The organism is Dyadobacter sp. CY312 (assembly GCF_021390535.1).
Taxonomy (GTDB): domain Bacteria; phylum Bacteroidota; class Bacteroidia; order Cytophagales; family Spirosomataceae; genus Dyadobacter.
The window spans coordinates 793,002-814,680 of sequence record NZ_JAJUXG010000001.1 but is presented as its reverse complement, the minus strand read 5'-3'; the positions used below and the strand labels follow the sequence as shown (position 1 = coordinate 814,680).

Here is a 21,679-nt window from a genome sequence, read left to right as displayed (position 1 = left end):
TTTAGCAAAGAACGCAGAGTTATATTTTGCGCTCTTTGCTTTTTTGTCTTCCCTACTTTGCGTGAAAAAATCACAGCATGTGAGAAATTTCTTTTTGGATTTCATTTACCAAATGCCCGATTCTTTCAACAGATGGTGATGGAACGGGCAACTGGTGGCTCACGAAGGCTTTCACTTCCCATACTTCCAGCACATCCTGCAAGGTTACATGCATATCCACTATGCCTGCCACATCTGAGCTCAAAGTCAATAAACCTCTGTCATTTACTGCCGACTTGCTTTTTCTATATAACACTCCCTGATTGAGAATCACAAATACATAAGAGCCTCCTGTTTTTATCTCATACCAGTTGCGCACAAAGTTTCCAACCAATAAAGCTCCCGGAAAAGCAAAATCAGCTCCGCTTTCGAAAGCACGATAATAACCAGCAGGCAGATTTGGCAATTGAAATGAAGGGAGATTCACCAAAAACAATGGATTGTGGCACTGTGTCAGATATTCACTCTGTTGAATTTGAGAAACCCACTGAATCGTTGGATATTCCTCCTGTTTGACAATAACCTGCTGGCTGGGGCTAAATTGGTTATTAAAAACAGGAATTTGATTTGTTTCAATTTGGTTAGACGCATTCCGACTTCTTAGAACAGGAGGGATTTGATTCACCTGATTTGGCTGTGGGACAGTTTGTCGAAATTCTGTCCTTTGCGATTCTAAGTTGATGTTCTGGGGTGATTCCGGAATTACATTATTTTGAGCCTGATATTTTTCAGATGTTTTTGGCTCGGGCTCCAGGTAAGCGGGTTTCCGGGTAGGTGAGGGCGTCACTCCTGAATGCGAAACCGTCATCGGTCTGGATGCGTTGAAGGGCAGCTTCAGCTCGGGTTTTTCTTTAAGTTTCTGAAAATCGTTTTTTAATAAATTGTCAACAGTGATACCAAATGCCTCAGCCATATTCTCAAGATTAGTGAGATTAGGATTGGCACGGGCTTCTTCATAGGCACCCAGTAGCGATCGTTTTATCTCTATTCGCTGGGCGAATTGTTCCTGAGTCATGCCGTTAAGCTTGCGGAGATATTTTATATTGTTGCTGACAATGCTCATGAAAACGGCCCAAATTTTGAAGTAACATGCTAATTGACAAATTTTTTAGTAAAAAATCAATTCGGGAACCTCATTCGACCGTATTTATTTCAATATTTGGAAGTGTATTTTAAGCTAAACCGGCACATGACAGACCATAGCAAGCTGCTGAATATTTTTAGCAAACAACGCGAAAACCAATACCGGATCGCCGGATCAGATGCAGATGAGCGGATAGCTAAATTGAAAAAACTTCGTCAATTTCTTCTTGATCATATTGACGAAGCTTGTGATGCCACGCGACGGGATTTTGGCAAACCGGAAGCCGAAACGATCATTGGTGAATTGCTGGTTTTAGTAAGTGAGATCAGTTATGCTATTAAAAATCTTAAAAAATGGATGAGGCCGGAACGACAATCGGTTCCATTGACCATGATTGGCACTTCATCCTACATTCAATATGAACCCAAAGGTTGTGTACTTATTATTGCTCCCTGGAACTACCCGATTGCACTGGCGCTAAAACCGCTTGTGTCCGCCATTTCTGCTGGCTGCGTAGCCATCATTAAACCTTCTGAAATGACACCAAATGCATCTGCGTTTGTTCGGAAAGTGGTCGAAAATTTGTTCACAGCAAATGAAGTAGCCGTGATAGAAGGTGACGCAGATACTTCGACTGAATTATTAAAACTACCCTTTAATCACATCTTTTTTACAGGGAGCCCGGGTGTGGGGAAAATAGTGATGAAAGCTGCGGCGGAAAATCTAACATCCGTGACACTGGAATTGGGAGGGAAATCTCCCTCCATTGTAGATGAAACCGCAGACATTTTAGAAACGGCAAAACGGATTGTGTGGGCGAAGTTCTTCAATAATGGGCAAACCTGTATAGCGCCTGATTACGTATTGGTGCAGGATTCCGTTGCTGAAAAATTGGTGGCAGAGATGAAAAACGTGATTGCAACCACGTACAAAAGTTCAGGAAACGGCATTGAAAAATCTGCTTCATACGCCCGCATTGTGAACGAGAAGCATTTCAGCCGATTGTCTGAACTTTTGAATGAGGCAACAAGGCAAGGTGCTGTGATCTCGGAAGGAGGAAAAAGTAATGCTGCTGAAAGGTATATTTCACCAACGATTTTGACCTCTGTTACAAACGGGATGAGAATCATGCAGGAAGAGATTTTTGGTCCTATTTTGCCGGTCGTAATCTTCAAAAATGTATCAGAAGCGATCGAACATGTGAATGCCGGAGAAAAACCACTTGCACTGTATATCCATTCCAAAAGTGCTTCTGCTACCGATCGTATATTGGCAAGTACAAGCTCTGGCAATGCATTGGTGAATGAAGTACTGACGCAATTTGGAAATACAGAAATACCTTTCGGTGGTGTAAACAACAGCGGAATTGGCAAGTCAAATGGCTTTTACGGATTCAAAGAATTTTCTAATGCCAAAGGGGTGATGAAACGAAGATTTGGAACAATGAAATTTCTTTACCCTCCTTACTCGGAACGCCTTGTAAGCTTGTTGAAGAAAGGGTTGAGGTGGGTTTAGGGTATTCGACAGGAGAAAGTTATAATCAATCAAATTCAATAGTAAATGGCGAATATGACCAATCAAACAGATCTTTTTGGAGCCGCTCCGATTCGATGTGAATATTACCCGGTGCTGTTGCCGGATGAAGAAGGGATGGCAGCAGTAACAGCTCTTAATCAGATACTGGTGGAGCACGGAGTGAAACCTTCTCAACTCACAAAGTTGCCTCACATTTCAATTGATGGCGTGATTTGCCCTGAAAATGATGAAAAGGTTACGAATGATATCACGGCATTTCTTGCAACACAAAGTGCCTTGCCGATTGAATTTTCGGAGCTTGGTTATTATCCCGGCAGAGGCGGGGTAACGTTGAAACTCGGGATAAGGAATGCAGAGGTGATCAAAGAATTTAACAGAAATTTTATGGAGGCTATTAATGGTAAAGTAACCAAATTAGACCTGCACCTTACCCTGGCCAGATACGTCAATCCCGAAGTTTTGGAACGTCTTATGCAGATTGATATTGAACTGCCTGATTGTACTTGCCGGAGTGTCGCTATTTATAAGAAAGAGTTCAAAGCCAAGGGGGCTTATGAGGTGGTTGGGAGGGTTGGGTTTGGAGGTTAGTAGAATATCATCTTCACAGTAGTGAAAATGTCTACTAAGAACTTACCCAAAACAAGACCACTTATTAGCAGTGCCCAGTTGGATATTTTGTTTGAGAATCTGTAAGATATAGATGCTCTTAAACTTATGGTAAAAGCCAATAAGCTTGTTATAAAAATACCCAAAATCCAATTATAGATTACAATGTAGGTATCCTTTAACTGAATATCAGTGGAAGATTGTCCAATGTAAAGCCAATAAAGAAACGCAGAAAGGATAAGGGCAATGAGGAGGAATACGTAGGTTTTTTTCATATTTTCATGAAAAGTTTGGTCGTTGTATTTTCGCCTTCGTTTGTGTCTTCACAAACGAAATTAGCGATCACTCTTTAATCGTAGTGCCACCACTCGACCATACACGGTCGCCGGGCGGTCTGGAAACTATAATTAACAGGAACAGAAGTTGAACCTTGCGTAAATGTCTAATAAAAGCAGCTCAGTCCCACTTTGTGCAATACCTTGTTAGCCGTTGTTTTTATTTTTTTGCTATTTTTTCAAATATTTCGTTTAATGCATCTTCCATAACTGTGGCAGTATTTTCACCACTCTGATTTGTCACAATAAATACACCCAAATCGTATTTTGGAATAATGTAAATATAACATTGAGAACGTGGTACTCCTCCATGATGTACATAGAATGTGCCTAATTTTTTGTCATCTGTACTAATGTTCCAGAAATATCCGATACTAAATTCATTATCAAATTTGGCTGTTGTTTTGTGTGATTCCGTAACAATTTTATTGTTTTTCAGCTGAAAAGTAATATACTTAACCATATCAGGTATCGTAGACTTTATACTACCAGATGCCCCCCAAGGTAATTTAGGCATTGGAGAGGTAATTACAGTATTATCGGAATGATAACCAACTGCAAGCTTTTTTAGCTCTTGATTAGACAAACTGATTTTAGTGTTATGCATCGCAATATTTTTAGATAAGTAATCTGTTAATAGTTTTTCAAATGATGTTCTATAAACTTTTTCTAAAATATAAGCCATAAGTTCGGTGCCTGCACTGGAATAAGAATATTTGTAACCCGGTATCGTATCAATTTTTACTTTATGAAGGTCTTTAAAAAAATCTTCTTTTCCATAATTCTTATAAACTTCATTAAGTTTCCTGGGTGTGTTGTGATTTGTGAAATCTTGCAGAATCTTATTTGCCTCAAATGGTAGCATATTGGGAAACCCACTTGTATGGGAAAGCAAATGCTTGATAAGAATCGGTTGGTTCTTAAACTTCAAATTAGGATAATCTTCCGCTAAATATCTTTGAACCTCATCTTCAATACTCAATTTATTTTCAAAAACTGCTTTTGCGACAAGCATTCCAGTAAAAGTTTTGCTCAGTGAACCAATTTCATAAATTGTTTCACTATCGGGGCAGTTGGCCCTCCCTTTTTCTAATTCTCCATAATGACCAATAAACTCTTTTCCTTGATAAACTATTCCAATTGAAGTTGAATGAATCAGAGGCTTTTTAATCATTTTATTTGCTACACTATCAAGTAAAGTTTTGATATTAATGTTTTCTGTTGAAGTAATATTTTTCTCCGTATCTACTTTTAATGATGTCTGTTCCCAACAGAATACAGATGATACTAAGAAAATAAAAAGGGCTATGTTTCTCATATTTTAATCGGTGTATATTTTTTATTTCTACTGAAATTGATTTGATTATTAAAATTTCCTGTTCTGTGGTAAAATAACGGCGACCTCCGTAATATGGGAAATATTTGCAGACGAGCAGTCGTACTTTTGATATTTAATTAAAAATATCAAGACTTAATTGTCATTTAGGGTGATTTTGTTTAATCAGTTATGTATGAAGCTTACTGGCCGAAATTAGATACTCTGACTCAATCCCTCTAATAAAAAAAGCGGTTTGTGAGGACACAAACCGCGGCGAAAACTTGAATGACAGCAACCAGAGACCAACGATACTTGTCATTACCAAGCTCTAATCTGGTTTTATTCTCACTATTTTGTCTCCTCTCATTACAACAAGCTCTGTATTTTTTTGCTTTTTGAACTCAAGAAGTTTTTCATAGGTTTTTTCCAGTCCCACCAAAATTTTATTTCTGAGTTCAACTTGTTTTTCAGCTGTGGTCATGGTAGTATTTTAGATTATTGAATTTTGTACTATCAAAGATATTCAGTTCTTCAAGAGTTGTTTTTTCTGCCAAAAGCTCATGTCTGCCGTGCGAATTGTCAAAGATTAGTGCTCCATCCACAATTGGTAAATACAGTTCAAATAAATTTTGAATTCCTCTCAGGTAACGCCTTTCTATTACTTCTGATTCGATATTGTGACCGCCTTCTAAAACTCTGATCCTCACACGTTCCTTAGCTAATGCCACGTTTTGCAACCAAAAGAAGAGTAGCGTAGTGGTATAGCCTTTATCTTTCGCTTCTTCAATTTTGCTTTTGTAACTCCTTGTAGAAAGTGTTGTTTCAAAAGCAAAGCTTTCATTTGATTTTAAAAGCTCATTTATCCTATTAAGCATTATCCGCCCTGCCTCAAATGACACCTTTTCTGGCTGGAATGGTGATAAACCTTTTGCTATCTCATCAGCATTTACAAATTCCTTGCATTTGATAATTTCAGGTAAGATAGTAAATGAAGCAGTGGTTTTACCTGCTCCATTACAACCTGAAATGATATAAAGATTTTTTTCCACCATCATTTTTGTCTTACCTAATCATACTCACCCATAAATCTCCTTCCTTGCTGCTTTTAAGGTATTAGTCAACAAACCACAAATTGTCATCAAACCAACGCCGCCTGGAACTGGGGTGATGTAGCTTGTTTTTGGAGCAACGTCGGCGAAGTTTACGTCTCCTTTAATGGCAAAACCGCTTTTCTTGGTTGCGTCTTCAACACGGCTGATACCTACGTCAATTACAACGGCGCCTTCTTGCACGTAATCAGCAGTCACGAATTCCGGACGACCCAATGCGGCAACAAGAATGTCTGCTGTTTGGCAAACTTCTTTCAGGTTGGGCGTTTTGCTGTGAGTAATCGTTACAGTGCAGTTTCCCGGGTAGTCGTTGCGCTGCATCAGTATGCTCATGGGCAAACCCACGATCTGGCTGCGACCAATCACGACGCAATGTTTTCCGCTGGTTTCTACGCCGGCACGGATCAGCATTTCCAGAATACCGAACGGTGTTGCGGAAATGTACGCCGGCAAACCTTTACACATTCTGCCAACGTTTATCGGGTGAAATCCGTCGACGTCCTTTTTAGGATCAACGGCTTCCATAATGGTGTTTTCAGAAATATGCTTTGGTAACGGAAGTTGAACGATAAAACCGTCTACATCCGCATTGTTGTTTAGAGACGCCACGGCATCGAGCAATTCAGCTTCGGTAATACTTGCGTCGAATTTCAGCAGGGTAGAAGTGAAGCCAATTTCTTCGCAGCTCCGTATTTTTGATGCTACATAAGTTTCGCTTGCACCGTCCTGACCAACAAGTATAGCCGCCAAATGTGGTTTTTTGCCACCAGAAGCCACCCAGTTTTCAACTTCAACTTTAATTTCGGATTTGATTTGAGAAGATATCGCCTTCCCGTCTAGTAATTGCATTTTATTATGTTCTTGCTTGTATGTTACAGTTTTATTTCTTCAAGATGGTCAGGTGTTTGTCAAGTTTTGTTTCATTCATGTTTGACACTATATAACTAAGCCTGCCCTCCTGACGATCAATGACCATCGCCTTGCTATGAAATTCCTTTCAGTCTGTCCTTCAATATTTCCATTCCTATTGTCGCTTTTTCCTGGATAAAAGTCATATTGGGTTTGAATCTAATATCCGGTTTGGCCGGGTCGATCAGGAAAATGGGTCTGTTTGGTCTAACGTAATTGACGAGTCCGGCTGCCGGATAGACAGCCAGTGAGGTGCCTACAACAACGAATATATCTGCTTCCTCGGCTATCTCCACAGCGACATCCATCATAGGTACTTCTTCTCCAAACCACACAATATGAGGTCGCAACTGGCTACCCAACTCGCACACATCACCGGTTTTCAACTCCCAGGATGTCATTTCATATACCAGTTCAGGATTTTTGGTACTCCTGGATTTGAACAATTCTCCATGCAGATGAACCACATTGGAAGATCCTGCTACTTCGTGCAGATTATCGACGTTCTGAGTGATAATCGTTACCTCATATTCCTTTTCCAGTTCTGCAAGCGCGTAATGTGCCGAATTGGGTTTTACAGAAACGGCCTGCTTTCTTCTTTGGTTGTAAAAATCCAGAACAAGTTCCTGATTTCTGGCCCACGCTTCGGGAGTAGCCACGTCTTCTATGCGGTAATTGTCCCATAAGCCACCATTGTCCCGAAAGGTGCTTATTCCACTTTCAGCACTTATTCCTGCTCCGGTAAGAACCACTAGTTTTTGCATGGTGCTTGCTTGTTTATTTCACGCAAAGTTAAGGAAGTTAAAAGGCAAAGATCGCAAAATACACTTTGCGACCTTTGCCAATCTTATACCCTTTGCGTGAAACCTTATTCTTTAGTCTTCTTAGTAACTTTTTTTGCCGCCGGCTTTTTTGCTGCCGCTTTTTTCGGAGCTGCTTCCTTCTTTGGAGCTGCTTCTTTTTTCGGTGCAGCTGCTTTTGGCGCAGCCTTTTTGAATCCACCTCTACCAGCAGGTTTTTCTGGTTGCTCAGCCGCCAGTTTCAATACATCGTCGTAAGTCAGACTGGATGGCTCTGTTCCTTTTGGAATTTTAAGATTACGTTTCTCAAAAGCAACGTATGGTCCATAGCGGCCATTCAAAACCTTTGCGTTTTCGTTTTCTGCAAATTCCTTAATTGTCCGGTTACTTTCTACAATTCGCTTATCCTCAATAATAGCAATCAGACGATCTTCGGTAACTGCCATTGGGTCATCGTCTTTGGCAAGAGAGTAATATTTACCGCCATGTTTCACGTATGGACCAAATTTCCCAATGTTCACCACTAATTCCGTTTCCTCAAAAAGACCAACAGTTCTTGGGAGTTTGAATAATTCCAGTGCTTCTTCAAGCTTGATTGTTTCCATCAGTTGCCCTTTGAGTAAGCTGGCAAATTTTGGTTTCTCCTCATCTTCTGCGTCGCCGATCTGCACATAAGGGCCGTATTTGCCGATACGCACAGATATTTTCTTACCCGAGTTAGGATCTTCTCCTAATTCACGGGAAGTTAGGGTTCTGTCAAATTCCTCTTCTTTTACCTCTGTTATCCTTTTTTGGAAAGGAGTATAGAAGTTTTTGATCATTTGTTGCCATGCCAGTGTGCCATCGGCAATGTGGTCAAAATCCTTCTCAACGCTGGCTGTAAATGAGTAGTCAACGATTCCTTCAAAGTTGTTGACCAGGAAATCATTCACAACCATTCCGGTACTTGTCGGGAAAAGTTTGGCTTTTTCAGAACCGTAGGTTTCCTTGTTTACTTTGCTTTGTATCTTATCATTTGCAAGAATCATTTCCCTGAACTCACGCTCAATACCGGGACGATCTTCTTTCACAACATATTCTCTTCTTAAAATTGTTGAAATGGTGGGTGCATAAGTGGACGGTCGTCCGATGCCCATTTCTTCCAGCTTTTTTACCAAACTCGCTTCGGTATATCTTGGCGGATTCCTTGTAAAGCGTTCTGTCGCTTTCATGTCTGCAAGATTGAGCAACTGACCAATGTTCAGCGGAGGAAGCATCCCTTTTTGTTCCTCATCGCCTTCGTCATCGCTCGATTCCAGATACACTTTCAGGAACCCTTCAAATTTGATCACCTCACCTTGTGCAACAAGTTCTTCGGAAGTGGTCGAGATTGCGATGGTAGCTGTTGTTCTTTCCAGCTGCGCATCCGACATCTGAGAAGCGATAGCGCGTTTCCAGATCAGCTCGTAAAGACGCTGTTCGTTACGGTCGCTGCTACCGTTCAATGTATGAAAATCGGTTGGACGAATGGCTTCGTGAGCTTCTTGTGCCGACTCCGATTTTGTTTTAAAAATTCTCTTGTTGTAATATTCCTGACCATATTCTTTCACGATCTGGGTTTCTGCTTTTTGCAAAGCTTCTTCCGAAAGATTGGTAGAATCGGTACGCATGTAGGAAATCTTTCCAGCCTCATACAAACGCTGCGCAACAGTCATGGTTTGCGCTACCGAAAAGCTCAGCTTTCTTGAAGCTTCCTGCTGTAATGTAGAAGTAGTAAATGGTGGTGCGGGTGTCTTTTTAGCAGGTTTAACTTCCAGATTTTTGATTGAGAATTCAGCACCAATACACTTTTCCAAAAAGGACATTGCATCAGTTTCAGCAACAAAATTCTTAGGAAGTTCAGCGTTAAGTACTTTCCCGTTCCCCAGGTCAAAATGAGCAGTAATTTTAAAGCTTCCTTTGCTATTAAATGCGTCAATTTCTCTTTCCCGCTCTACTATAATACGTACTGCTACCGATTGTACCCGGCCGGCAGAAAGATTGGTTTTTCCTATCCTGATTTTTTTCCAAAGTACAGGCGAAAGTTCATACCCTACAAGACGGTCGAGTATGCGGCGAGCCTGCTGAGCATCAACCAGATCTACATCAATAATACGAGGTTTCTGGATAGCGTTCTGCAAAGCCGTTTTTGTGATTTCCCGGAACACAATTCTTTTGGTATTGTCTGGCAACCCAAGTGCTTCTTTTAAATGCCAGGATATCGCCTCTCCTTCGCGGTCATCATCCGTTGCGAGCCACACTTCTGCGTCTTTCGCAAGTTTTTTCAGTTCGGCAATCACCTTCACCTTATCAGATGAAATTTCGTAGGATGGCTGAAAACCATTTTCTACATCGACGCCCATGTCATGCTCAGGAAGATCACGTACGTGACCAAAACTGGACTTGACCGTGAAGTCTGCGCCTAAATAATTTTCAATGGTTTTGGCCTTCGCCGGTGACTCAACGATCACCAGATTTTTAGACATAATTTTGAATTTAATGTACCGGGTAGCACTTTGGACGCTCAAATATAGGGCAGAAACAAGCAAAAAATCAAAGTAGTTAGCAAAAGGTGGGTTATAAAATTGTTTTTTAAGGCCTTTTTTGAGCCATTTTTCAAAGGTTATTTCATAATAATCGACACAACAACAGAACAAAAAATACAGGGCTAATGTTAAAATAAGTAGCTAGTGTATAATGATACTAAATAACGGTAATTGCGTATATAACACCTAGGTATATTCTGTAATTTAGTATTTTCGCACGTTTTAATGACAACAGATAATCCCAATTTTGAGTAATGAATATTTATCAGGATTACATCAAAGAAATTGAAGAAAGAAAAACCCAAGGGCTTCACCCGAAGCCAATTGATGGTGCAGAATTGCTAAGCGAAATCATCGCGCAAATTAAAGATTCGGAAAACGAGCATCGGGAAGACTCTCTTAAGTTTTTTATTTACAACACTTTACCAGGAACTACAAGTGCAGCCGGTGCGAAAGCCAGGTTTTTGAAAGAGATCATTCTTGGCGAATCCGTAGTTGCAGAAATAACACCTGCCTTTGCTCTTGAGTTATTATCTCATATGAAAGGCGGACCTTCTATTGGCGTGTTACTTGACCTGGCTCTGGGCGAGAACAAGACAATTGCCAAAGAAGCTGCGGAGGTTCTTAAAACACAGGTTTTCCTTTACGATGCAGATATAGATCGTCTGAAAGTGGCATTCAAAGACGGTAATGAAATTTCAAGGGAGATACTTGAAAGTTACGCAAAGGCTGAGTTCTTTACGAAATTACCAGACGTACCAGAGGAAATTCAGATAGTTACTTTTATTGCCGGCGAGGGAGACATATCTACAGATTTGCTTTCTCCGGGTAACCAGGCTCACTCAAGATCAGATCGTGAACTTCATGGTTTGTGTATGATCACGCCAAAAGCGCAGCAGGAAATCAAAGCTTTACAGGAAGAACATCCTGGCAAAAGCGTGATGCTGATCGCCGAAAAAGGTACGATGGGCGTTGGTTCATCCAGGATGTCAGGTGTCAATAACGTGGCACTTTGGACAGGTAAACAAGCAAGTCCATACATTCCGTTTGTTAATATTGCTCCGATCGTTGGAGGTACAAATGGTATTTCTCCGATTTTCCTTACCACTGTTGACGTTACGGGTGGTATCGGTATTGACCTTAAAAACTGGGTTAAAAAGGTTGACGAAAATGGCGAGATTCTTCGTAACGAAAGCGGTGACCCTATTCTCGAAGAGGTTTACTCGGTTGAAACCGGAACGGTTCTTACCATTAATACGCAAACGAAAAAACTTTACAAAGGGGAGCAGGAACTGATCGATATTTCGAAAGCCCTTACACCTCAGAAAAAGGAATTCATAAGAGCTCGCGGTTCATACGCTATTGTGTTCGGTAAAAAAATCCAGACAATAGCAGCGAAAATTCTAGATATCGAACCTACACTTGTTTTTGCTCCGTCAAAGGAAATCTCAAACGAAGGGCAAGGACTTACAGCGGTAGAAAAAATCTTCAACAGAAATGCTGTTGGTATCACTCCGGGTAAGGTTTTACACGCCGGTTCGGATGTTCGTGTTGAGGTTAATATCGTAGGATCTCAGGATACGACTGGTTTGATGACTGCTCAGGAATTGGAGTCTATGGCTGCTACCACAATCTCACCCATCGTTGACGGTGCATACCAATCTGGTTGCCACACAGCCTCGGTATGGGATAAAAAGGCGCAGGCCAATATTCCTAAACTGATGAAGTTTATGAACGATTTCGGTTTGATCACTGCCCGTGACCCGAAAGGTGAATATCACGCTATGACAGATGTGATTCACAAAGTTCTGAACGATATAACTATTGACGAGTGGGCGATCATCATTGGTGGTGATTCACACACAAGGATGTCCAAAGGTGTTGCTTTTGGAGCTGACTCAGGAACGGTTGCACTTGCACTTGCTACGGGTGAAGCATCTATGCCAATTCCGGAATCTGTCAAAGTAACTTTCAAAGGTGACATGAAGGATCACATGGACTTCCGTGATGTGGTTCACGCGACACAAGCTCAGATGCTTCAGAAGTTTGGCGGAGAGAACGTATTCCAGGGTAGAATCATTGAGGTTCATTTGGGAACACTTCCGGCTGACCAGGCATTTACGTTTACTGACTGGACGGCAGAAATGAAAGCAAAAGCTTCTATCTGTATTTCTGAGGATGACACGCTGATTGAATCACTGGAAATTGCCAAAGGCAGAATCCAGATCATGATCGATAAGGGCATGGAAAATCATACACAGGTTCTTCAGGGATTGATTAATAAAGCGAACAAAAGAATTACTGAGATTAAATCAGGAGAGAAGCCAGCGTTGGTGCCTGATGCGAATGCAAAGTATTATGCTGAGGTCGTTATCGATCTTGATATAATCGTTGAACCGATGATTGCGGATCCTGATGTGAATAATAAGGACGTATCTAAAAGATATACGCACGATACGATTCGTCCGATATCTTTTTACGGAGAGGATAAAAAAGTAGATCTTGGTTTTGTGGGCTCATGTATGGTGCACAAGGGAGATTTAAAAATTGTTTCCCAGATGCTTAAAAACATTGAGGAGCAACAAGGTAAAGTTGAGTTCCATGCTCCGCTTGTAGTGGCAGCACCTACCTATAATATTGTAGAGGAACTCAAAAATGAAGGTGACTGGGATGTATTGCAGAAATATTCTGGTTTCGAATTCAACGACAGTGCTCCGAAAGTTGCTGCTCGGACTGAATACGAAAATATGATGTATCTGGAACGTCCGGGTTGTAACCTTTGTATGGGTAACCAAGAGAAGGCGGCGAAAGGAGATACCGTTTTGGCAACTTCTACACGTCTGTTCCAGGGAAGAGTTGTTGAAGATTCAGACCGTAAAAAAGGAGAATCTCTGCTTGCGTCTACACCAGTTGTTGTGTTGTCTGCAATACTGGGAAGAATTCCTAATTTGGAAGAATACAAAGCTGCGGTAGTGGGTATTGATCTGACTAAGTTCGCGCCTCCTACGAAGCAGTTAAGCAGATAATGATTTGGTTTAGAGTCTTGGTTGATGACTAGTGTTTAACAGATTCTATTCAATGTAATGAATGTCTTGCTGAGCTTGTCGAAGCATTGTCTAATTGCCCTTCGACAGGCTCAGGGTGGCACTCCCTCAGATGTTGCTTATCTCAATAGTAAGTTGTCGTGTTACACGACACTAGACAGATTCTGAACTAGATGAAAATACAGCATTTTATAGCTTTTGGCTCAGTTTTTGATGCGTATGGGTGTATAGACATATAACATAATTACTATGGCGTTTGACTTAGACATGATTAAGGGTGTTTACACCCGAATGCAGGAAAGAGTAGAAGCGGCCCGTAAAGTAGTAGGGCGGCCTTTAACTTTGACAGAAAAGATTTTGTATTCCCACTTGTGGGAAGGCTCACCATCTCAGACTTACGAACGTGGTAAAGCTTATGTAGATTTTGCTCCTGACCGCGTTGCGATGCAGGATGCTACTGCACAAATGGCACTACTTCAATTTATGCAGGCTGGCAGGCCGCAGGTGGCTGTTCCTTCAACGGTTCATTGCGATCACCTTATTCAGGCGGAGGTTGGAGCTGTTCAGGATTTGAAAAATGCTGAGGATAAGAATAAAGAAGTCTACGATTTCCTTTCGTCTGTTTCTGATAAATACGGTTTAGGGTTTTGGAAAGCCGGTGCTGGTATTATTCATCAGGTTGTGCTCGAAAACTACGCATTTCCGGGAGGAATGATGATCGGAACCGATTCACATACTCCTAATGCCGGTGGACTTGGTATGATCGCAATTGGCGTCGGCGGTGCTGATGCGAGTGACGTGATGTCGGGTCTTGCGTGGGAATTGAAAATGCCTCGTTTGATCGGTGTTAAACTGACCGGAAAACTGAGCGGATGGACAGCAGCGAAAGACGTAATTCTTTGGGTTGCAGGTCAGCTTACAGTAAAAGGTGGTACCGGATATGTGGTAGAATATTTTGGCGATGGTGCCGAAAGTCTTTCTGCAACAGGAAAAGGTACAATCTGTAACATGGGTGCTGAAATTGGAGCTACAACTTCAATCTTTGCTTACGATGAGAAAAGTGCTGCTTATCTGAGAGCAACAGAACGTGCAGATGTAGCTGATGCTGCAAATGCCGTTGCGAAATATCTTCGTTCGGATGATGAGGTTTATGCTGATCCTACGTCTTATTACGATCAGGTTATTGAGCTAGACCTATCTACTCTGGAGCCCCATGTGAACGGACCATTTACGCCGGATTTGGCTTGGCCGATTTCTAAATTTGCTACGGCGGTTAGGGAAAACGGATGGCCGGAAGTGCTTTCGGTTGGGCTGATCGGTTCTTGCACCAATTCTTCTTATGAGGACGTTAGCCGTGCTGCTTCTTTGGCACAACAGGCTGTTGATAAAAAATTAAAAGTAACTTCTGAATACACAATCACGCCGGGTTCCGAGCAAGTTCGCTTCACGGTGGAACGCGATGGGTTCCTGGATACTTTTGCGAAAATTGGTGGGGTAGTACTTGCCAACGCCTGCGGACCTTGTATCGGACAATGGGCTCGTCACGGAGCTGAAAAAGGTGAGAAAAACTCAATCATCACTTCTTTCAACCGTAACTTCTCCAAACGTGCTGATGGTAATCCAAATACGCACTCGTTCGTAGCCTCTCCGGAGATTGTTACTGCGATGGCTATTGCCGGTCGTCTTACATTTAATCCGCTTACTGACACGCTGACAAACGTTGACGGTGTTGAAGTGATGCTTGACGAACCAACCGGACTGGAACTTCCTACAAGAGGTTTTGACGTTGAAGATGCAGGTTATCAGGCTCCGGCAGAAGATGGTAGCAAAGTTCAGGTTTTGGTAAGTCCGACATCGGATCGTTTGCAACTTCTTGAACCGTTCCCTGAATGGGAAGGGACTGATCTTAAAGGCTTGAAACTGCTCATTAAGGCAAAAGGAAAATGTACAACTGACCATATTTCTATGGCTGGTCCATGGTTGAAATACAGAGGTCACTTGGATAATATTTCCAATAACATGTTGATTGGCGCGGTGAATTTCTACAACGAAAAAACCAACACAGTCAAAAATCAGCTGGATAACCAATATGCAGGCGTTCCTGATGTGCAACGTGATTACAAAGCGCATGGTATAGGAACAATCGTGGTGGGTGACGAAAACTATGGTGAAGGTTCATCCCGTGAACACGCAGCCATGGAGCCTCGTTTCCTTGGTGTTCGTGCGATTCTGGTAAAATCTTTTGCCCGTATTCACGAAACCAACCTGAAAAAACAAGGTATGCTGGCTTTGACATTTGTCAATCCATCCGACTATGAGAAAATTCAGGAAGATGACAGCGTTGACATCATTGGATTGGAAACTTTTGCAGAAGCAGTCCCATTAACAATTGTACTTCATCACAACGATGGCACAGTTGATGAATTCCCGGTAAACCATACTTACAATGCACAGCAAATCGAATGGTTTAAAGCAGGTTCTGCTCTGAACATTATCCGTAAAACTGTTGGAGCTTAGGTTGAAACAAAATATTTTGATTGCAAAAAACTCCTGGAAACGGGAGTTTTTTTGTTGTTAGGGGAGCAGATACGGGTTTACCAATACTTCTAACATTTCAACAAGTTCTTCATCCATATATTGATAGTTATCCGGAATACCAAGCACGATAATTTTTTTGTCAGCAAGAGGAAGGTTAAACTTTTCATGAAGAATATTACGGTGCTTCTTTTCCATTACGAATACAAGATCTGCCCACACAATTAGTTTTTCAGTTGCTTTTATTCGAGCACTTGAAGAAGTGCCCGCGGATTTGGCATAGTGAGGAAAGACATTAAATATCTTCTCGGCCGTCGGGCTTCTCCACTGGTTTCTACTGCAAATAAATAAGAGGTTCAATATGGCGATATCTTAGTACAAAGGGTGTTGGAAAAAAACAAAGATTATTGAACAACCACTTAAAATATTTTGTGTTGAGCATTCGGGCTAACTTTCCTCAAATACGATTGTACAAAAAATAATATTAGTCCAACTACAATTGAGACGTCAGCCATATTAAAAATACCGGTTTGAATAAAACCCAAATCGATGTGCAGAAAATCGGTGACAGATCCGTGAATAATTCGATCATAAATATTACCAATTCCACCACCAATGGCGAAGCTTAAAGCCAAAGCGCTCATTTTGGTTAAGTTCCTTCTCGTAACCAGGTAAACGATGCCATAACTCAATGCAAGCAGGGGAACAATTGACAGCAGAAAAAATTTAAGAAGATCCGGTAACGCACTACCAATACTCAGGAACGCGCCTGTATTTTCTACTTTCGTAAGTGTGAAATGATTTTTGATCAGACTGATGGTTTCATAGGTTCCAACTTCCTGTCTCACAATTGTTTTTGATATCTGATCGCAGCCTATGTTTGCGATTAGTACCAACATGAAAAAAATGTTATTTACAATTCGTTTTTTATTCATGGTGTGGGTCAAGTTCGCTAAGTCACAACGATGGAAATTGCATTACACAATCGAAGTAAATATAATTAATAAAATCGTCATATTGCCAGTCGGATCCATTCAGAGTGAGGCTCCATTCCGGTCTGTATACCGGAACGGAGCCTCACGAGCAATTTTTATAAGTTTATCTAACTATCACCAACCTTTTTGTTTCCAATTTGTTTCCTGTTTGAAGTTGAATAAGTAAAACTCCTTGTGCAGTATCAGGAATTCGAATTTTCTCATATTGATACCCATTCTTCTTTACAGTTTGTTGATGAAGAAGGTTTCCCAGAATATCCGTGACGGTCAGGTTTGATTCGGTATCCTGCGTGGTGAGGAACTTGACCGTAAATTCAGTGGAGGTGGGATTTGGCGAAACAGTTAGTGATTCTATTTCGCCTTCTACTTCTACTGACTCTTGCGGAGCATACCCAGATGCGATACGTGCGTTTGGTGTATTCCCCGATACGCAAATTTTATCCTGTCTGCATGATGGCCCTGTTAAACTCTGAATTCTAACGACATTGTTTCCGGTAGTAAGTGTAACGGGTATAGTTTCTTCCCTGAACACGATATTCCAGCTATGTGTGGCGGGAATTTGTATGCCCGAATTTTGAGAGGTTCCATTGACAGAGATGCTGATTGTCGGTTTTTCGTTTGCGGCATACCTTAGTTTGATCTGATACACCCCTGCTGTCGGCACATCATTAACAGCATAGTCTACATACTGGTTATTTCCATTCTGATCACCCCTGGTGCTGCCAGCCGATGCATTTGGATCGCTGGAAATAGAGCCGTTTCCATTGGCGAGCTCTGCTTCAAGACAGACTGAAAATGGTTGGGATGGCGTGTTACAGGTAGTTACAGTCACATTTGTTGTTGCGATTTTATCAGGACATCCTGCTTTCGATGCGGTAACTGTGTATGTAAAAGTTCCGTTAGTTGACGGAGCATTTGTATTCACAGAGCTTCCTGAAAGGTTAATTCCGCTCCCAGTCCATTTGTAAGTAACGCCACTGCAATCAGCACCGTTACAGTTTGCTGATAGATTTACCGGAGCAGAACATCCGGCAGAAGCTGGTGTCGCATTCGCTGCAACTGTAAAGTCACAATTGGCTGTGGTATTTCCCTCAACTGTAATCTTAACGTTGGCTGTTTTATTGCTGCACCCATTTTTTGTCGCAGTCAGCGTATAAGTGTACTCACCCGGATTGGTTGGCAACGTAAAGGAGGTTGAAGTTCCAGATGCATTCAGTCCGTTACCCGACCACGTAAATGAAGTTGCGCTACAATCGCTGCCAGTACAATTGGCTTGCAAAACGGCCTGAGAAGCGGGGCTATAATTTTGTTTGTCGCTGGTGGGAGCTATTGCGAAGTTACAGGTTGATGGAGTATCTGTATTCCCTGATACGCAAATTTTATCCTGTCTGCATGATGGCCCTGTTAAACTCTGGATTCTAACGACATTGTTTCCGGCAGTAAGCGTAACGGGTATAGTTTCTTCCCTGAACACGATATTCCAGCTATGCGTGGCAGGAATTTGTATGCCTGAATTTTGAGTGGTTCCATTGACAGAGATGCCGATTGTCGGTTTTGAGTTTGCGGCATACCTTAGTTTGATCTGATATACACCTGCTGCCGGCACATCATTAACAGCATAGTCCACATACTGGTTACTGCCATTCTGATCACCTCTTGTACGATCTGCCGATGCATTTGGATCGCTGGAAATAGAGCCGTTTCCATTGGCGAGCTCAGCTTCCAGGCACACTGAAAATGGTTCGGATGGATTTGTATTGCAGGTAGTTACAGTCACATTTGTTGTTGCGGTTTTATCAGGACATCCTGCTTTCGATGCGGTAACTGTGTATGTAAAAGTTCCGTTAGTTGACGGAGCATTTGTATTTACAGAGCTTCCTGAAAGATTAATTCCGTTCCCAGTCCATTTGTAAGTAACGCCACTGCAATCGGCACCGTTACAGGTTGCTGATAGATTTACCGGGGCAGAACATCCGGGAGAAGCTGGTGTCGCATTTCCTGCAACTGTAAAGTCACAATTGGCTGTGGTATTTCCCTCAACTGTAATCTTAACGTTGGCTGTTTTATTGCTGCACCCATTTTTTGTTGCAGTCAGCGTATATGTGTACTCACCCGGACTGGTTGGCAACGTAAAGGAGGTTGAAGTTCCAGATGCATTCAGTCCGTTACCCGACCATGTAAATGAAGTTGCGCTACAATCGCTGCCAGTACAATTGGCTTGCAAAACGGCCTGAGAAGCGGGGCTATAATTTTGTTTATCGCTGGTGGGAGCTATTGCGAAGTTACAGGTTGATGGAGTATCCGTATTCCCTGATATACAAATTTTATCCTGTCTGCATGATGGGCCTGTTAAACTCTGGATTCTAACGACATTGTTTCCGGCACTAAGTGTAACGGGTATAGTTTCTTCCCGGAACACGATATTCCAGCTATGCGTGGCAAGAATTTGTATGCCTGAATTTTGAGAAACTCCATTGACAGAGATGCTGATTGTCGGTTTTGAGTTTGCGGCATATCTTAGTTTGATCTGATATACACCTGCTGCCGGTACACCATTAACAGCATAGTCCACATACTGGTTACTGCCATTCTGATCACCTCTTGTACGATCTGCCGATGCATTTGGATCGCTGGAAATAGAGCCGTTTCCATTGGCGAGCTCAGCTTCAAGACAGACTGAAAATGGTTCGGATGGATTTGTATTGCAGGTAGTTACAGTCACATTTGTTGTTGCGGTTTTATCAGGACATCCTGCTTTCGATGCGGTAACTGTGTATGTAAAAGTTCCGTTAGTTGACGGAGCATTTGTATTTACAGAGCTTCCTGAAAGATTAATTCCGTTCCCAGTCCATTTGTAAGTAACGCCACTGCAATCAGCACCGTTACAGGTTGCTGATAGATTTACCGGAGCAGAACATCCGGGAGAAGCTGGTGTTGCATTCGCTGCAACTGTAAAGTCACAATTGGCTGTGGTATTTCCCTCAACTGTAATCTTCACATCGGCTGTTTTATTGCTGCACCCATTTTTTGTCGCGGTTAGGGTGTATGTGTACTCACCCGGACTGGTTGGCAACGTAAAGGAGGTTGAAGTTCCAGATACATTCAGTCCGTTACCCGACCATGTAAATGAAGTTGCGCTACAATCGTTTCCAGTACAATTGGCTTGCAAAATAGCCTGAGAAGCGGGGCTATAATTTTGTTTATCGCTGGTGGGAGCTATTGCGAAGTTACAGGTGGAAGTATTAGGTAAGCAGGTTCCTGAAGTTAGCATAGGGCAAAAATAATTGTCCAGCCAGGGCAATCTCTTGTTGATGTAGTTGTGAAGGTAAGTTAAACCAGAGGTCCGATCAGGGCTATTATATTGGTCTGAAGCAACTCGATTCTCCCTCTCATAGGCTAGCGTTGCATTGAGTGTATTGAAGTTGGATGTAAAATTATTTTTTAAATTGTTTTCGGAAAGCAGACTCTGGCGAAGATCAAACCATCTTGTCGCCAGCTTATTGTTGAAGTCCCCAGGATTCAATCTTATTAGTCGTTTAAACAATTCATTGGTTTTTATATCCTGATATTTGTTACTTCTTGAACCATCAGGATTGTATCCCCATGTTGCATCCAAATCCCAGGGGATAAAGAAATATGGTTCTCCCTGGTCGTATCTTCCTAAAAAGTAATTTTTCTCTAAATTATCTTCGGCTTGCATCAGGTTCATGAAAATGTAGTAGTCGATCACATTCTCAATTTTTAATCTATTCCAGATCAGGTTTTTAAAATCACTGTCATTAGACTGTATTACGTCAGTGAGAAAGTCATAATGGTTTTGCCAGGTACTGTAATCCGGATAGTCCAATTCCCAACTTTGCCATGACTCACTGCCTGGGGCAGCCTTCGGTACACCAATCCCGGCGAAAGAGGCAGACAATGACCAGTCGTCCGCTTTGTACAACTCACCTTTTGTTAATCCATTATCCTCTTTTTTTAACTGTAACTGCTTCCTATCCATATCCTCGGTAAATAAATAGATCCCCAGGTAGGAGTTATTTAGGAACACTTCCACATATTTGCTTCTAATCGAAGAAATAGCATTAGGTTCAGTATTGGAATAATACAACTTGTGCATGTTAATCCATAGATTATGAGAAACTGCGTTATTGGCCCGGATTTCCTCATTCCATTGCGCCAAAAGCAACCACCTTTTGTCACTTCTCAGTCCTAGCAAAGAATGGTCTTTGTTTTTTCCTGCATCATCTTTTAGTTGAACACGGTATGATTTCTTTGGAAAGAATGACGAACTGTTACCACGTGTTCTTATTGCCATAGGAGACTGGAACAGCTGGTTGGCATTATCAGCCAGGGACATCGTTCCAGGAATTTCTACTTCTCCATTTATGGCAGTAATATTTTCAACTGTAAGATTTAGTAGTGGAAGATCCGTAAAGTATAGGTCGTATGTAATGCTGTTATAAATGGCAGTATATTTGGAGCCATAATTTAAGGTCGTTACCGTATTAGGCAAGGTGTAAATTTTTCCATTCACTGAGAGTTTGATAGGAATTGTAGGATTTTGAAAAGTTGATAGTGGTTCATTGCAGACTATCATTTTTCGAGATTCATCTACAAAATAACGGGAAGGATCAATGGCGATTTGCGCTTGTAAAAACAAAGGAAGAGCCAAGGCGAATAATAGAAAGGATAGCTTTTTCATTATCGAGATGGTATGTTGCTAAAATGTTTACTGAATTGTAAAATTCTAAGTAAACATATCTATATTTTTAGTAACCACTTATACCATTAACTAAGTCGCCTGA

General features: G+C 41.6%; 14 protein-coding genes. 4 read left to right on the top strand and 10 right to left on the bottom strand.

The annotated features are described in order from the left end of the window. Positions 1-70: 70 nt before the first annotated feature. A complete protein-coding gene (locus tag LZG71_RS03645; RefSeq protein WP_233817084.1) occupies positions 71-1,102 on the bottom strand; it encodes a helix-turn-helix transcriptional regulator in 1,032 nt (343 codons plus the stop codon). A 126-nt stretch (positions 1,103-1,228) separates the two neighbouring features. On the opposite strand from LZG71_RS03645, the gene LZG71_RS03640 reads away from it, so the two are divergent. Both LZG71_RS03640 and LZG71_RS03635 read left to right on the top strand, forming a co-directional pair. Further along, positions 1,229-2,638, top strand: coding sequence for an aldehyde dehydrogenase family protein (locus LZG71_RS03640; RefSeq protein WP_233817081.1), 1,410 nt, complete (start codon positions 1,229-1,231; stop codon positions 2,636-2,638). Between the two features lie 54 nt (positions 2,639-2,692). Next, complete coding sequence (locus LZG71_RS03635; protein WP_233817079.1) at positions 2,693-3,247, top strand: 2'-5' RNA ligase family protein; 555 nt, start codon at positions 2,693-2,695, stop codon at positions 3,245-3,247. A 513-nt stretch (positions 3,248-3,760) separates the two neighbouring features. Here LZG71_RS03635 and LZG71_RS03630 read toward each other — a convergent pair. The 6 genes from LZG71_RS03630 to topA all read right to left on the bottom strand — a co-directional run bounded on the left by LZG71_RS03630 (position 3,761) and on the right by topA (position 10,240). Beyond that, a complete protein-coding gene (locus LZG71_RS03630; protein WP_233817077.1) occupies positions 3,761-4,918 on the bottom strand; it encodes a serine hydrolase in 1,158 nt (385 codons plus the stop codon). Between the two features lie 328 nt (positions 4,919-5,246). Then, entirely contained in the window at positions 5,247-5,399 is a 153-nt protein-coding gene (locus tag LZG71_RS03625; RefSeq protein WP_233817076.1) for a hypothetical protein, read from the bottom strand. Next, on the bottom strand, positions 5,386-5,973 hold the full coding sequence (locus LZG71_RS03620; protein ID WP_233817074.1) for a zeta toxin family protein: 588 nt from the start codon (positions 5,971-5,973) through the stop codon (positions 5,386-5,388). The genes LZG71_RS03625 and LZG71_RS03620 overlap by 14 nt, the downstream gene beginning before the upstream one ends. 21 nt (positions 5,974-5,994) lie before the next feature. Then, positions 5,995-6,876 carry a bifunctional 5,10-methylenetetrahydrofolate dehydrogenase/5,10-methenyltetrahydrofolate cyclohydrolase gene (locus LZG71_RS03615; RefSeq protein WP_233817072.1) on the bottom strand — a complete coding sequence of 294 codons (882 nt, stop codon included), beginning with the start codon at positions 6,874-6,876 and terminating at the stop codon, positions 5,995-5,997. 134 nt (positions 6,877-7,010) lie between these two features. Further along, positions 7,011-7,700: an NAD-dependent deacylase gene (locus LZG71_RS03610; RefSeq protein WP_233817070.1), complete on the bottom strand. Its 690-nt coding sequence runs from the start codon at positions 7,698-7,700 to the stop codon at positions 7,011-7,013. A gap of 104 nt (positions 7,701-7,804) precedes the next feature. Next, entirely contained in the window at positions 7,805-10,240 is a 2,436-nt protein-coding gene (gene topA, locus LZG71_RS03605) for a type I DNA topoisomerase (protein ID WP_233817068.1), read from the bottom strand. A gap of 314 nt (positions 10,241-10,554) precedes the next feature. Here topA and LZG71_RS03600 point away from each other — a divergent pair, with 314 nt between their 5' ends. Together LZG71_RS03600 and LZG71_RS03595 are read left to right on the top strand one after the other, a co-directional pair. After that, positions 10,555-13,326, top strand: coding sequence for a bifunctional aconitate hydratase 2/2-methylisocitrate dehydratase (locus LZG71_RS03600; RefSeq protein ID WP_233817066.1), 2,772 nt, complete (start codon positions 10,555-10,557; stop codon positions 13,324-13,326). A gap of 267 nt (positions 13,327-13,593) precedes the next feature. Beyond that, positions 13,594-15,861 carry an aconitate hydratase gene (locus tag LZG71_RS03595; protein WP_233817064.1) on the top strand — a complete coding sequence of 756 codons (2,268 nt, stop codon included), beginning with the start codon at positions 13,594-13,596 and terminating at the stop codon, positions 15,859-15,861. A gap of 57 nt (positions 15,862-15,918) precedes the next feature. Here LZG71_RS03595 and LZG71_RS03590 read toward each other — a convergent pair whose 3' ends face one another. The 3 genes from LZG71_RS03590 to LZG71_RS03580 all read right to left on the bottom strand — a co-directional run bounded on the left by LZG71_RS03590 (position 15,919) and on the right by LZG71_RS03580 (position 21,576). Then, positions 15,919-16,239 (bottom strand): low molecular weight protein tyrosine phosphatase family protein, encoded by a 321-nt coding sequence (locus tag LZG71_RS03590; RefSeq protein WP_233817062.1) that lies wholly within the window; start codon positions 16,237-16,239, stop codon positions 15,919-15,921. A 59-nt stretch (positions 16,240-16,298) separates the two neighbouring features. Further along, complete coding sequence (gene lspA, locus LZG71_RS03585; RefSeq protein WP_255712677.1) at positions 16,299-16,814, bottom strand: signal peptidase II; 516 nt, start codon at positions 16,812-16,814, stop codon at positions 16,299-16,301. A 163-nt stretch (positions 16,815-16,977) separates the two neighbouring features. Next, complete coding sequence (locus LZG71_RS03580) at positions 16,978-21,576, bottom strand: CotH kinase family protein (RefSeq protein WP_233817058.1); 4,599 nt, start codon at positions 21,574-21,576, stop codon at positions 16,978-16,980. Positions 21,577-21,679: the final 103 nt, after the last annotated feature.